Below are 11,878 nucleotides of genomic sequence, written 5' to 3'. Positions count from 1 at the left end.
AGCTGGCCTGGTGGCGGCTGTCGGCCGCGGACCGGGATGCCTGGCGGGCGGCGGACTTCGCCCTGCGGGTGCGCACCCCGGACCCGGCCCGCGACGGCTCACGGCTCACGGCTCACGGCTCACGGCTCACGGCTCACGGCTCACGGCTCACGGCAGGAAGTACATCGGGTTGGGCAGCTTGAAGGTCTTGTCGGCGTAGCCGCCCTTGAGGTCGCTGTACTGGTCGCCGAAGTTGGCCACGATGTCGTAGCCCTGGGACTCGATGTGCTTCCGGGTACCGGACTTGTACTCCACCGTGCTGCACTTGGCCCCGCACGGCAGGTACGCGGGCGGGTTGGCCTTGTTCTTCAGGTAGAAGTGCGCCTTGTTCGTGGGGGTCCTGTACCCGGCGGCCTTGAGGTTGCGGACGCTCCAGGCGCGCTGGTGCTCGTCGCGGCCGGTCAGGAAGAACACCGTGTACCCCTTGGCCCGCGCCCGGTTGACCAGCTCCGGCATGCCGAACACCGGGTCCATGTCGGTGCTCTTCAGGTACTTGTCCTGGGACTCGGGGGTGAAGTTGAAGCCCACCTGGAGCTCGTAGTTGTAGGTGAGCAGCGTGGTGTCGTCGACATCGAGGACGATCGCCGGCTTGCCGTGGTCCGTCCGCGCCGCGGCACGGTCGAGGTAGCGATCGGCCTTGGCCCGTATGCCCTTGACCTGCTGGGCGTAGTTGCTGTCCGGCGAGGCGTAGTGCTGCCCGTCCTTGTCGACGGTGTCACCGTAGTAGGCCTTGATCTTGTCGGTGACGTGGGTGAGGTTCGGGATCTCCCGGTCCGTACGGGGTACGGAGTGCTCGGCGGTCGCCGCACCGGCGGCGTAGAGCCCGGTACCGACGGCAGCCGCGGCGACCACGGCTGCGATACGGACACGGGGGGAGGTGAGCTTCGGGGGCACGCGGAATCTCCTGTGCTGTGGGGGGGAGATAGAGGTGTAGTGAAGCTAGAGCGTGGCCTCTTGGCCGGTCAAGAGCCCTCCACGCGCGCAGAGTTCGACGCCCGGGCGTCACCCCAGGTACGGATGATCCCGACGCTCCTGGAAGTGCCGGATCCTGAGCCGCTGTGTGTGGTGCATGGGCAGCCCGTCCAGTTCCTCCGGTGGCACAAAGCACAGTTCCGTGGACTCGTCCGAGATCGCCAGGTCGCCACCGAGCACTCGGGCCGTGAAGCAGACATTGAACTGTCGGCGTACCTCACCATCCGCGTAGGCGATGACATGCCGCGGGTCGGTGTAGGTACCGACGAGCCCGGTGATTTCCACGTCCAGCCCGGTTTCCTCCTTCACTTCGCGGACCGCCGCACCCGGCAGTGAATCCGCCATCTCCATGCCCCCGCCCGGAAGCGCCCATAGGTCGTTGTCCCGCCGCCGTTGGAGCAGGATGCGTCCCTCCCCGTCGGTGACCACAGCGGAGGCAGCGACCACCAGGCTGTTCGGCTCGGGTGCCTCCGGGTCGTCGTAGTACTCGGTCCGTCCCATGGTCATCCTTCTCGTACCGGCGTCGCAGTCGCCCACACCGCGTCGAAGCTGTCGACGTAAGTGTCGAACATGCCGCCTGCCCCCGCACGCCGCAGGTGCCACACCGGGGCTGCGAAGGCATTCACACCCCAGACATGGGCGTTGACCAACGCCTGATCGTCCGCACGGTAGATCGAGTTGTAGAGCGTCGTGCCATGCGTCCGCACTTCTACCCCGGGAACCGCGACGAGATGGCGATAGTGCATCAAGGCAAGTCGGCAGCGAGAGTCGATTCCGTGTCTCACGCCCGCCCCACGGGTGGAGAGCCGGACCGCTCTCCACCGTTGTCGGCATCCCGCCCCGCTCAGGCGAAGGCCCCCGCGTTCGAGACGCCGCCGTCCAAGCGGCGCCGGACCCACAGCCCGTCACCTCTGCCCCTGGCGAATCTGCGGCAGGCAGAGAACCCGCATCCGGGGGTCCGGGGAGGTCAAGAGTGGAGTCAACGGCATCCCTGCCCCGACAAGGAGACCAGATGACTCCCCTCACCAAGCTCGCGCCCCGCGCGGAGGAGGGCGATACACCGCCCAGCCGCTTCGACGACCATCTCGCGGCACAGTTGCTCGCCCAGCGGATCGTCCTCCTCGGCACACAGGTAGACGACGTGTCGGCCAACCGGGTGTGCGCGCAGCTGTTGCTGCTGTCGGCGGAGGACCCGCGCACCGACATCAGCCTGTACATCAACAGCCCCGGCGGCTCGGTCACCGCAGGGCTCGCCGTCTACGACACCATGCGGCTCATCCCGAACGACGTCTCGACGCTGGCCATGGGGTTCGCCGCCAGCATGGGCCAGTTCCTGCTCACCGTGGGGGCGCCCGGCAAGCGGCTCGCGCTGCCGAACGCGCGGATCATGATGCACCAGCCCTCAGCGGGCATCGGTGGCACCGCCGCGGACGTCGAGATCCAGGCGGAGAACCTCCAGTTCACCAAGAACGCCATCGAGCGGATCACCGCCGAGCACACCGGGCAGAGCGAGGAGACCATCGCGCGGGACGGCGACCGGGACCGCTGGTTCACGGCCGAGCAGGCCAGGGAGTACGGGATCGTGGACCGGGTGGTGGAGTCGCTCGCCGACATCCGCCCGGCCGCGTCGCGCCGACGGATGGGGCTGTGACATGGGGTCGTACACGGTTCCCTACGTTGTCGAGCGGACCGCGCAGGGTGAGCGGTCCTACGACGTCTTCAGCCGGCTGCTGAACGAGCGGATCGTCTTCCTCGGCACCGAGATCGACGACGGGGTCGCCAACGTGGTCATCGCGCAGCTCCTGCATCTGGAGTCGGCGAGCCCGGAGCAGGAGATCTCGATCTACCTCAACTCACCCGGTGGATCGTTCACTTCGCTGATGGCGATCTACGACACGATGACGTTCGTGCAGGCGCCGATCTCCACGTTCTGCGTCGGTCAGGCGGCGTCGACGGCGGCGGTGCTGCTGGCCGGCGGAGATCCCGGGCGCCGCTTCGTGCTCCAGCACGCGCGGGTGCTGCTCGGCCAGCCGGCCAGCGGCGGCCGACAGGGGACGGTCTCCGACCTCAGCCTCGCGGCCAAGGAGATGATCCGCATCCGCTCGCAGGTCGAGGAGGTCCTGTCCCGGCACACGCAGCACGACGTCGCCACGCTGCGCGCGGACATGGACCGGGACAAGGTGTTCACCGCCGAGGAGGCCGTCGCCTACGGGCTCGCCGACGAGGTGCTGAGCCGACGGTTCGCGTTCGCCTGACCCCGCGCGGCCGTGGCCGAAAGGCCGGCAAGCCGGTACGGCAAGGGGTGCATCCCTTGCCGTACCGGCCGTCGGTCCGGTCAGGCCGCGAGGCAGAGGCCGTCGTACTGCCCCGTGGTCGACGTGCGGCCCCGGCCCATCCGGCTCCCGCCCACCCGGCTCCGGGCGTGCTGGGTCAAATCGTCCTGGGCGAGCGAGAGCAGGTCGGTGAGGCCGAGGCCGAGAGCCTGGGCGGCGGCCGCGAGCACCTCGGAGGAGGCCTCCTTGCGTCCGCGCTCCACTTCCGACAGGTACGGCATCGAGATCCGGGCCGCCTCGGCGACATCCTTCAGCGTGCGCTGCTGGGCGAGCCGCTCGCGCCGCAGCACGCCGCCGACGAGGTCACGCCACAGGGGTTCCCTCGGCTCGGGTGTCCGTGGGGCTCCCGCCGGTCGCTGCGGGGCGCGGGTCGCCCCACCGGAACCGGGCGGCGAGGTCTGCGGGCGCAGGGGGATGACGCGGGCTTCGTTCGGCGCATGAGTGCTCACCCCTTCAGCCTAGGGATCCGGGGCGCCGGGGGAAGGGAGCGGCGTTCTGCCCTGGGAGAAGCCGGGAGGGCGGACCGAAGGTGTCGCGACCCGGCGCACGGTTCCGTTCCCGGTGCTGGACAGGTGGTGAACGATGGCCACGATCGGCGTGACAGTCCACTGGATTCACCCCGGAACCGGCGGTGCCGTCACCCTGGCAGCCGTCCTCATCCGGCTCCGCACAGGATCCGACACAGACAGACCCCGGTGCTGTGACCGGGATGGTTCATCGGATGGAGGTGGTCGGGCCAGGCACATGACCGGCAGGATCGGCAGATGCCCTATCTCGGACTGGTGACGGTGGTCGTGCGTGATTACGACGAGGCCATCGCCTTCTATATGGACGTCCTGGGGTTCGATCTCCTGGAGGACACCCTTGTCGATGAGGGGAAACGCTGGGTTGTGGTCGCTCCGCCCGGGGCGAAGGAAACGGCCGTGCTCCTGGCCCGGGCCGTGGCCCGTGGACAGGAAGCTCGCATCGGTGACCAAACGGGCGGCCGTGTCGGCTGGTTCTTGAACACCGACGCGTTCGAGCGCGACTACGAGCGCATGCGGGCAGCCGGGGTTGTCTTCGAAGAGGCACCGCGGCAGGAGCCCTATGGCACTGTCGCCGTCTTCAGGGATTTGTACGGGAACCGCTGGGACTTGCTCCAGCCCGTCCGTCATCGCGAAGCCGGAGGGTCGTGTGACGCGGGGTGAGGAGCATCTGCCGGGTGCTCATCCGGCTGTTGGCTTCCGCCTTCCTCGCCTCACCCGAGCTCAAGGAGCGCACATGACGATCACTGTCAGAGGGCGAGTCAGGCTCATCAGCAGAACCACCAGTCACATGATCCCTGTCAGAGGAGCAACACGGTTTCATCCCCTACAACCGCCCCGCTGGTACGGATGCCCCTGTGTGGGGGGCGAGGCCCATGTTCTCGGCCTCGTCCCCGCGCCCCATGACCTGCCCGGAAGGTCAGGAAGACTGCGCGATCGTCGCTTCCGGTACGTCGTCGGGATCCGTAGCGAGGGACGGCAGGGACCTGGGCCGGCCGGGGAGAATCAGCGCGACCACAGCAGCCAGCACCAGCAGACCGGCACCGGCGAGAAGCGCCGAACCGTAGCCGCTGTTGAGCGCTTCCAACGTCGGCTCACGGCGACCGGTCAGCGAGGCGGTGTGGCTGGTGGCCACGCTGACGGTGACCGCGAGGCCGAGTGAACCACCCACCTGCTGACCGCTGTTCAGCAGCCCGGAGGCCATACCGGCCTCCTGTTGGGAGACGCTTCCGGTGGCCGCGTTCGCCAGGGGGACGAAGCAGGCGCCGATGCCCGAGCTGGCAAGCAATGAGGGGCCGAGGATGTTCGCCAGGAAGCTTCCGTCCGCGGCGATCCGGCTGAACCACGCCAGACCCAGCGCACCGATCAGGGTTCCGGCGACGACCAGCATGCGCGGACCCACACGTGCGAGCAGCCGGCCGGAAACCATGGCGGCAGTGGTGAACCCGACACAGAACGGCAGGAAGGCCAGGCCCGCCACGGCGGGCGTGAAGTGCAGCACCCGCTGCAGATAGAGCGAGACGAAGTAGAAGCTCGCGAACTGTCCCGATGCCAGCAGGAGCATGGCCACGTTGGCACCCGTCACCGAACGGTGCGCGAACAGCCGTAGCTGGACGAGCGGTTCGCGGGCGCCCTTCACCTCGTACAGGACAAAGGCCACCAAGAGCACCAGCCCGCCGCCGAGGAAGCCGAGCGCGGTCGGGGACGTCAGGCTGTCATCGCCGGTCCGGACCACACCGTAGACCAGAGCGGCCAGCCCTGTGGAGGCCAGCACCGCACCCATGACATCGAGCCTGGAACGCTGCTCCGGCAGCCCCTGAGGCACCTCCTTGCCGGCGACCGCTGCGAACAGCACGATCGGCACGTTGATCAGCAGCACCCACCGCCAGTTGAGGTAGTCGGTCAGCAAACCTCCGATCAGCACTCCCGCCGCCCCGCCGGAGGCTCCGGCCACGCTCCACAGTGTCAGTGCCTTGGTACGTTGCACGCCTTCCGGGAACGTTGTGGTGACGATGGTCAGCGCGACCGGCGCGAGCACCGCAGCGCCCAGCCCCTGCACCAGGCGGGCCACCACCAGCTGCGACGGCTCCTGCGCCAGCCCGCCTGACAGGCTTGCCAGGCCGAAGAGGCCAAGGCCTACCCAGAGCACCCGGCGTTTCCCGAAGAGGTCGGCAACCCGGCCGCCCAGCAGGAGGAACCCGCCGAACACCAAGGTGTAGGCGTTGACCACCCATAACAGCCCCGCTTCGCTGAAGCCGAGGTCAGCGCGCACCGCCGGAAGTGCAACGTTCACCACCGAGGCATCCAGCGTCACCATGAATTGGGCGGCCACCACCACGGACAGCACCCAACCGAGCCGGGGGGAGGAATTCTCCCCCGCTTCCGTCTTCCGCATTTTCGTCCCTACGTTTTCTCGTGAATGGGGAGCCGGCCGGCGTCACGGGCAGCGCTCCGGACGCACCGCGGGTCAGCCGAGGAGGACGCCGAGCGCAACCCGACTGCGTGACGACGGTCAGTAATCCGCAGGCACCCAGGCGCCTCCGGCACATCTGGACACGGAGGATCGCCGGAGAGTGCCTGGACATGGATTACTGTACATGTATAAAAAATGGAGGCTCAAGGGCGCTGTGGCAGGCTGCACCCGTCACCGTCGAAGCGGGAGAAAGGGCAGATCGCTGAACACGCACACACCCGGGACCCGGGCCAGGGGGCGGCCTCGACGACTGTCACGCCAGGAGATCGTCGCCGCGGCTTACTCCATCGTCCGCGACGAGGGCGCGGAGAAACTGACGATGCGCCGCCTGTCGCGGACCATGGACAGCACGCCCATGGCGCTGTACCACCACGTTCGGGACAAGGACGAGCTCCTCACGCTCGTCCTGGAGCATGTCGCGCAGGACCTGCCGCGTCCGGAGCTGCCGGACGATCCGCGTGAACGGATCATCATGGTCTGCGAATCGATGTACCAGGCGTTCATCGACAACCCCTGGGTGGTGCCGGTCCTCGCCCGCGGCGAACTCGTGGGGCCGTCGGCCGTATGGATGACGGAGGAAATCATCGGCTCCCTCATCGCCTGCGGCCTGGGGCACGAGCAGGCGTTCTGGACGCACCAGACCATCTGGTACTACACCGCGGGGCAAGCGGTGCACACACCGCCGCACAAAACCGCCGACTCCGAGGACGACAGCGCGCCGCACTACTCCGCGGCCGCTGTCACCGACCCCTCCCCGGCGCGCTTCCCTCACCTGGCGAAGCTCGCCGGGGACGCCCGGAGCCTGGAGAGTCAATACAGCTACCGGCTGGGCCTCACCCACATTCTGGATGGCGCGCTTCCACCCGGCAGCACCGTCAGATGACCTAGCCGGACTGTGCCTCGTTGTTCCACGAGGGCATGGGCTCGGCAGGGCTCAGGGCAAGTCACGGAATGGCGCACGCTACGCCGCGCGGTCATCACGTCGCCGTAGCCGGTTGCGGTCAGGGTTGCGATGCAGGTGTGGAGGTACCCGCGCCTACCGAACTTGCGGCGTAGCCGCGTCGCGACCGCGGACCACCCGAGAGACTTAGCAACCTTGGTTGCTTCAATCCAACTAGTCAACTACGGTTGCTTCCATGTCCAACAAGGATCCCGCGGACGCACTTGCGGCTGTCGCCGCACTGCGCCGCCTCGCCGATCAGATCGAAGACGCCGCCGTAGAACAGGCGATGCGGTCCGGCTGGGGCTGGCCGCAGGTTGCCGAGGCGCTCGGCATCACACGCCAGGCGGTCTACAAGAAACACGCCAAGCGGCTCATCGCCGCCGGAGTCACCTTGAGGAGACGGGGATGAGCCGGTTCGACACATACCTCCAGTCCGTCATGGACCGGGCCGAGGCCGAGGCCAAGGAAGACGGCTCGGCGACCATCGACGCGCACCACTTACTGCTGGCGGTGGCTGCCCAGGACGGCACCGACGCACAGCGCGCGCTGCACGCGGCCGGCCTCGGCTACGAAACGCTCAAGGACGCCCTGCACCGGGAGTTCACGCACAGCCTGGCCACAGCCGGAGTGTCGCTCGACGACTTCGACCTGCCGCGGGCGACCCAGGAACCCGCGCGCCGCCCCCGGCTGGGCGCCTCGTCCAAGCTCGCCATGGAGCGGATGGCCACCCTGCGCGACACCGAAGACCTGCGCTCCGGCCACCTACTGCTCGGCGTCCTCCAGGCGGAGGTCGGCACGGTCCCGCGCGCCCTCACTCTGGCGGGCGCGGACCGGGCCGAGCTCGTCGAGCGGGTACGGAGCGAGTGGTGAGGCAGGCCGCCCTGAGCGTCGAGGGGCTGAGCATGCGGTATGGCAGCACCGACATCCTGCGCCAAGTGACGTTCCAGGTACAGCCAGGCGAGGTGGTGGCGTTACTGGGGCCGAACGGCGCGGGAAAGTCCACCACGATCGAGATCCTCGAGGGCTTCCGCATGCGTTCGGCCGGCCGTGTGCAGGTGCTCGGCACCGACCCGGCACACGCCGACGAGCAGTGGCGCGCCCGGGTGGGCGTCATGCTCCAGTCCTGGCGCGACCACGGCAGGTGGCGGGTCCGCGAACTCCTCGCCCACCAGGCCTCCTATTACGCCTGCTGCGCACGCACCCCGTGGGAGCCCGACGAGCTCGTCGACGCGGTCGGCCTGACATCACAAGCCGACCAGAAGATCAGAACCCTGTCGGGCGGACAGCGGCGCCGCATGGACGTGGCGCTCGGCATCGTCGGCCGCCCCGACGTGCTCTTCCTCGACGAACCCACCACCGGCTTCGATCCTCAGGCCAGGCGTGAGTTCCACGAGCTGGTGCGCCGCCTGGACACCACCATCCTGCTGACCACCCACGACCTGGACGAGGCGGAGAAGCTCGCCGACCGCATCGTGATCCTCAACCGCGGGCGGATCGTCGCCGACGGCACACCGCACGAACTGACCCGGCAGATCGCCGGAGAGGACCGCGTGCGGTGGCGGCGCGGCGAGCAGCGCTTCACCCGGTCGACGCTGCAGTCGACCGACTTCGTACGAACGCTCTTCCAGCAGCACGGCGATGAGGTCAGCGAGCTCGAAGTGCACCGCGCCTCGCTGGAGCAGACATATCTGGCACTGGTGCACGAGGCGGAGGCTCCACGATGACCTACGCGATACGCGCCGGCCTGACACGCGGCCTGATCGAGCTGCGGCAGTCGTTCACCAACGGAGCGGAGCTCGCCAACCACCTGCTCTGGCCGCTGTTGATGCTGGGCGCCTTGTGGTTCATGCGTGGCACGGAGTTCGGGAGCACGGGGCTGCTGCTCGGCGCCCTCGCGCTACCGAGCATCCTTGGCATGAACGTCTCCTTCGGCATGGTCAGCATGAGCCAGCTGCTCACCGCGGAACGCGAGGACGGCACTCTGCTGCGCGCCAGGGCCACCCCGCACGGCATGACCGGCTACCTCGTCGGGAAGGTCCTCTCGGTCTCCGGCGCACTGCTGGCCGACCTCGCGATCTTCCTGATCCCCGGGCTGTTCTTGATCGACGGGTTCGACCTCGGTGTCGACGCATGGCTGGGCCTTGCCTGGGTGGCGGTGCTCGGCATGGTGGCCACCCTGCCGATCGGCGCCATCCTCGGCTCGGTGTTCACCAGTGCACGCGCGCAGGGGCTGATACAGCTGCCTGTCCTCGGGATGATCGCCATCTAGGGCATCTTCTACCCGGTCACCGCGCTCCCGGAGTGGCTGCAGTGGATCGCGCAGGTCTTCCCGGTCTACTGGCTCGGCCTGGGCATGCGCTCCGCACTGCTGCCGTCCGACGCTGTGGCCGTCGAGATCGGGGAGTCATGGCGGCACCTGGAGACGGTCGGCGTACTGGGCGCCTGGGCGGTGTTCGGCCTGCTCGTGGCACCGGTCGTGCTGCGCAGGATGGCGCGCAGGGAGTCCGGTTCCGCCATGGCCGCGCGCCGCGAACGCGTCCTGCAGAAGGCCGGGTGAGGTGAGCGCGGGCCGGCGACGGGGTTCTTTCGCCGTAGGTTCCAGGCGGGAAGCATGACGACTCCCGCCTGGAACCCCCCGCTCAGAGCGGGGCTGCAGATGGCTCACGGCCCGTGTAGGCGTTGCCCCTCAGCCCGTCCTGTACGCGGGAGGGGTCAAGCCACCGGCACGGGCGAAGGCAGCGTGCGGCCGAGGACGGCCCATCAGACGTCCCGGTATTGGTCCCGAACCTCGGGGCCTTGCTGAAAGCCGGCCGACGTGTAGGTGGCGACGGCGCCGGCATTCGCGCTCGGGGCGCAGACGAGCGCGCTCGACGAGCCCAGCTCCTGGAGCGCGGCCGCCGCGGCGACGGTGATCGCCTCGCCGTAGCCGAGACGGCGATGTTCCCGGTGCACGCCCATCGGTTCGAGCAGCCCGGGCCTGCCCGGGCCGGCCGACCACACCGTCACCGCCGCCACCGCGTTGCCCCGGTCGTCGTACGCGATCAGGCTCCGGGCGTCGGCGTACGGCAATCCGGCCGCCATCGTGTGCCAGCGCTCGCCGGTGCACCTCGACCCGTCGAACGCTGCCCGATGGACGGCGGCGAACACGTGCGCCTGCTCCGGCCCGACCACCTCGGTCCGCACGCCCGGTTCCCGCACCGGCTCCGTGAGGTCGCGGCGCAGCGGCGTCCACGACTCGTCGGCTTTCCAGCCGTCCTCAAACAGGAAATCTTGCACCAGTGCCCCCATCGGCGCCTCGATGGCCACCCTCCCCTCGGGCAGCACGCCGCGCTCCGGGGCGGTCACGTCCGCTGCCAACTGCCGCGCCAGTTCCTCGTCCCGCTGAGCGTCCGGCGCGATCGTCAGCCGCAGCAGCCGGGGACCGTCCAGCAGGCCGACGGCGAGGATCCGTCCGCCCCGGCTCCACGTCCTGACCGCCGCGGCGGTCGCTTCCGCACCCGACTGCCAGAACCAGCCCAGGTCCCCCGGGTGCAGTTGCATCGGCGCGCCGTCGTACTGCCACTCCCGCAGCACACCCACGGCCTCGCTCAGCCCGTCGATTCCCGGGTTGCCCAACACCATCGCCATACCCCAATCACACACCACCGCACCGATGTTGGCGAGTGGAAGCAGCGCAGCACGACGTCATCACCACCGCCCGCCGCCGGCTCTCCTTTGCCGGAGAACCGCTCCGGCGCTTCTCCGGGCGGCCTGCTCCGGACGATCCGATCCGGACGTCATGAGCCGGCCCGGTGCCGAACTCGGGCCCGGGCCCCCGACAGCGGCCCCGCCGTCACCCCCGCCCCCTCCCCGGGGCCTTCCGCGCCGCCCGCAGGTACTCGCGGTTCAGCGCGGAAATGCTGGGCAGCGGGATGCCCTTGGGGCAGGCGGTGGCGCACTCGCCGGTGTTGGTGCAGCCGCCGAAGCCCTCGGCGTCCATCGCCGTGACCATGTCCAGGACGCGGCTCTCCCGCTCCGGCGCCCCCTGCGGCAGGGAGCCCAGATGGACGACCTTGGCGGCGGTGAAGAGCATCGCCGAACCGTTGGGGCAGGCGGCCACGCAGGCGCCGCAGCCGATGCACCCGGCGTTCTCGAACGCCGTGTCGGCGTCGGCCTTGGGGACCGGGGTGGCGTGCGCCTCGGGGGCGCTGCCGGTGGGGGCGGTGATCCAGCCGCCCGCGCCGATGACCCGGTCGAGCGCGGTGCGGTCGACTACCAGGTCCTTGACGACGGGGAACGCCGCGGCGCGCCACGGTTCGACGTCGATGGTGTCGCCGTCGCGGAAGTGCCGCATGTGGAGCTGGCAGGTGGTGGTGGGTTCGGGGCCGTGGGCCCGGCCGTCGATGACCATGCCGCAGGCGCCGCAGATGCCCTCGCGGCAGTCGTGGTCGAAGGCGACGGGTTCGTCACCGCGCTCGGTCAGCTCCTCGTTGAGGGTGTCGAGCACTTCGAGGAACGACATGTCGGGTGAGATGCCGCGCACCTCGTACGAGGTCATGGCGCCGGGTGCCCCGGGCCCCGGCTGCCGCCAGATGCGCAGGGTGAGGGTCATCGG

The 11,878-nt window shown here is 69.3% G+C and carries 15 protein-coding genes and 1 pseudogene; 9 read left to right on the top strand and 7 right to left on the bottom strand.

Annotated features, from left to right (window positions below; genetic code table 11):
• Positions 1-147: 147 nt before the first annotated feature.
• The 3 genes and pseudogenes from ABT112_RS23175 to ABT112_RS23165 form a co-directional block, all read right to left on the bottom strand.
• The gene (locus ABT112_RS23175; protein ID WP_351512477.1) at positions 148-933 is read right to left on the bottom strand and encodes an HAD family acid phosphatase; all 786 of its coding nucleotides are present in this window, start codon (positions 931-933) and stop codon (positions 148-150) included.
• 108 nt (positions 934-1,041) lie between these two features.
• Positions 1,042-1,512: an NUDIX domain-containing protein gene (locus tag ABT112_RS23170; protein WP_351512476.1), complete on the bottom strand. Its 471-nt coding sequence runs from the start codon at positions 1,510-1,512 to the stop codon at positions 1,042-1,044.
• Positions 1,513-1,514: 2 nt separating this feature from the next.
• A pseudogene (locus ABT112_RS23165) lies at positions 1,515-1,790 on the bottom strand (XRE family transcriptional regulator); the annotation flags it as partial.
• 233 nt (positions 1,791-2,023) lie between these two features.
• Here ABT112_RS23165 and ABT112_RS23160 point away from each other — a divergent pair.
• Together ABT112_RS23160 and ABT112_RS23155 are read left to right on the top strand one after the other, a co-directional pair.
• The gene (locus tag ABT112_RS23160; RefSeq protein WP_351512474.1) at positions 2,024-2,662 is read left to right on the top strand and encodes an ATP-dependent Clp protease proteolytic subunit; all 639 of its coding nucleotides are present in this window, start codon (positions 2,024-2,026) and stop codon (positions 2,660-2,662) included.
• Position 2,663: 1 nt separating this feature from the next.
• A complete protein-coding gene (locus tag ABT112_RS23155) occupies positions 2,664-3,266 on the top strand; it encodes a ClpP family protease (protein ID WP_351512472.1) in 603 nt (200 codons plus the stop codon).
• Between the two features lie 80 nt (positions 3,267-3,346).
• Here the strand turns inward: ABT112_RS23155 and ABT112_RS23150 are convergent, their stop codons facing one another.
• The gene (locus tag ABT112_RS23150) at positions 3,347-3,793 is read right to left on the bottom strand and encodes a helix-turn-helix domain-containing protein (RefSeq protein WP_351512470.1); all 447 of its coding nucleotides are present in this window, start codon (positions 3,791-3,793) and stop codon (positions 3,347-3,349) included.
• Between the two features lie 315 nt (positions 3,794-4,108).
• Between ABT112_RS23150 and ABT112_RS23145 the strand changes: the two genes are divergently transcribed.
• The gene (locus ABT112_RS23145) at positions 4,109-4,531 is read left to right on the top strand and encodes a VOC family protein (RefSeq protein ID WP_351512468.1); all 423 of its coding nucleotides are present in this window, start codon (positions 4,109-4,111) and stop codon (positions 4,529-4,531) included.
• Positions 4,532-4,787: 256 nt separating this feature from the next.
• Here the strand turns inward: ABT112_RS23145 and ABT112_RS23140 are convergent, their stop codons facing one another.
• Positions 4,788-6,263 (bottom strand): MFS transporter, encoded by a 1,476-nt coding sequence (locus tag ABT112_RS23140; protein ID WP_351512466.1) that lies wholly within the window; start codon positions 6,261-6,263, stop codon positions 4,788-4,790.
• Between the two features lie 397 nt (positions 6,264-6,660).
• Here ABT112_RS23140 and ABT112_RS23135 point away from each other — a divergent pair, with 397 nt between their 5' ends.
• The 6 genes from ABT112_RS23135 to ABT112_RS35405 all read left to right on the top strand — a co-directional run bounded on the left by ABT112_RS23135 (position 6,661) and on the right by ABT112_RS35405 (position 9,841).
• The gene (locus ABT112_RS23135; RefSeq protein ID WP_351512464.1) at positions 6,661-7,224 is read left to right on the top strand and encodes a TetR/AcrR family transcriptional regulator C-terminal domain-containing protein; all 564 of its coding nucleotides are present in this window, start codon (positions 6,661-6,663) and stop codon (positions 7,222-7,224) included.
• A 253-nt stretch (positions 7,225-7,477) separates the two neighbouring features.
• Positions 7,478-7,693, top strand: coding sequence for a hypothetical protein (locus ABT112_RS23130; RefSeq protein ID WP_351512462.1), 216 nt, complete (start codon positions 7,478-7,480; stop codon positions 7,691-7,693).
• Positions 7,690-8,154, top strand: a complete 465-nt coding sequence (locus ABT112_RS23125) for a Clp protease N-terminal domain-containing protein (RefSeq protein WP_351512460.1) — start codon at positions 7,690-7,692, stop codon at positions 8,152-8,154. The genes ABT112_RS23130 and ABT112_RS23125 overlap by 4 nt, the downstream gene beginning before the upstream one ends.
• 32 nt (positions 8,155-8,186) lie before the next feature.
• Complete coding sequence (locus ABT112_RS23120) at positions 8,187-9,008, top strand: ABC transporter ATP-binding protein (RefSeq protein WP_351512483.1); 822 nt, start codon at positions 8,187-8,189, stop codon at positions 9,006-9,008.
• The gene (locus tag ABT112_RS23115) at positions 9,005-9,553 is read left to right on the top strand and encodes a hypothetical protein (RefSeq protein ID WP_502975417.1); all 549 of its coding nucleotides are present in this window, start codon (positions 9,005-9,007) and stop codon (positions 9,551-9,553) included. The genes ABT112_RS23120 and ABT112_RS23115 overlap by 4 nt, the downstream gene beginning before the upstream one ends.
• An 84-nt stretch (positions 9,554-9,637) precedes the next feature.
• Complete coding sequence (locus ABT112_RS35405; RefSeq protein ID WP_502975416.1) at positions 9,638-9,841, top strand: hypothetical protein; 204 nt, start codon at positions 9,638-9,640, stop codon at positions 9,839-9,841.
• Positions 9,842-10,044: 203 nt separating this feature from the next.
• Here ABT112_RS35405 and ABT112_RS23110 read toward each other — a convergent pair whose 3' ends face one another.
• Positions 10,045-10,911 (bottom strand): GNAT family N-acetyltransferase, encoded by an 867-nt coding sequence (locus ABT112_RS23110; RefSeq protein ID WP_351512459.1) that lies wholly within the window; start codon positions 10,909-10,911, stop codon positions 10,045-10,047.
• 205 nt (positions 10,912-11,116) lie between these two features.
• The gene (locus ABT112_RS23105; protein ID WP_351512481.1) at positions 11,117-11,875 is read right to left on the bottom strand and encodes a succinate dehydrogenase/fumarate reductase iron-sulfur subunit; all 759 of its coding nucleotides are present in this window, start codon (positions 11,873-11,875) and stop codon (positions 11,117-11,119) included.
• Positions 11,876-11,878: the final 3 nt, after the last annotated feature.

The sequence above is a fragment of the Streptomyces sp. NPDC002055 genome (assembly GCF_040296705.1).
Lineage (GTDB): Bacteria > Actinomycetota > Actinomycetes > Streptomycetales > Streptomycetaceae > Streptomyces.
The sequence above is the reverse complement of the archived record's forward strand: the minus strand, read 5'-3'. Positions and strand labels throughout refer to the sequence as shown.

What these genes read in the sequence shown, in the direction of transcription:
- ABT112_RS23115 (WP_502975417.1), top strand. Translation starts at nt 9,005, where the DNA reads ATGACCTACGCGATACGCGCCGGCCTGACACGCGGCCTGATCGAGCTG.
- ABT112_RS23160 (WP_351512474.1), top strand. Translation starts at nt 2,024, where the DNA reads ATGACTCCCCTCACCAAGCTCGCGCCCCGCGCGGAGGAGGGCGATACA.
- ABT112_RS23170 (WP_351512476.1), bottom strand. Translation starts at nt 1,512, where the DNA reads ATGGGACGGACCGAGTACTACGACGACCCGGAGGCACCCGAGCCGAAC.
- ABT112_RS35405 (WP_502975416.1), top strand. Translation starts at nt 9,638, where the DNA reads ATGCGCTCCGCACTGCTGCCGTCCGACGCTGTGGCCGTCGAGATCGGG.
- ABT112_RS23110 (WP_351512459.1), bottom strand. Translation starts at nt 10,911, where the DNA reads ATGGCGATGGTGTTGGGCAACCCGGGAATCGACGGGCTGAGCGAGGCC.
- ABT112_RS23125 (WP_351512460.1), top strand. Translation starts at nt 7,690, where the DNA reads ATGAGCCGGTTCGACACATACCTCCAGTCCGTCATGGACCGGGCCGAG.
- ABT112_RS23130 (WP_351512462.1), top strand. Translation starts at nt 7,478, where the DNA reads ATGTCCAACAAGGATCCCGCGGACGCACTTGCGGCTGTCGCCGCACTG.
- ABT112_RS23135 (WP_351512464.1), top strand. Translation starts at nt 6,661, where the DNA reads ATGCGCCGCCTGTCGCGGACCATGGACAGCACGCCCATGGCGCTGTAC.
- ABT112_RS23120 (WP_351512483.1), top strand. Translation starts at nt 8,187, where the DNA reads ATGCGGTATGGCAGCACCGACATCCTGCGCCAAGTGACGTTCCAGGTA.
- ABT112_RS23140 (WP_351512466.1), bottom strand. Translation starts at nt 6,263, where the DNA reads ATGCGGAAGACGGAAGCGGGGGAGAATTCCTCCCCCCGGCTCGGTTGG.
- ABT112_RS23155 (WP_351512472.1), top strand. Translation starts at nt 2,664, where the DNA reads ATGGGGTCGTACACGGTTCCCTACGTTGTCGAGCGGACCGCGCAGGGT.
- ABT112_RS23105 (WP_351512481.1), bottom strand. Translation starts at nt 11,875, where the DNA reads ATGACCCTCACCCTGCGCATCTGGCGGCAGCCGGGGCCCGGGGCACCC.
- ABT112_RS23145 (WP_351512468.1), top strand. Translation starts at nt 4,109, where the DNA reads ATGCCCTATCTCGGACTGGTGACGGTGGTCGTGCGTGATTACGACGAG.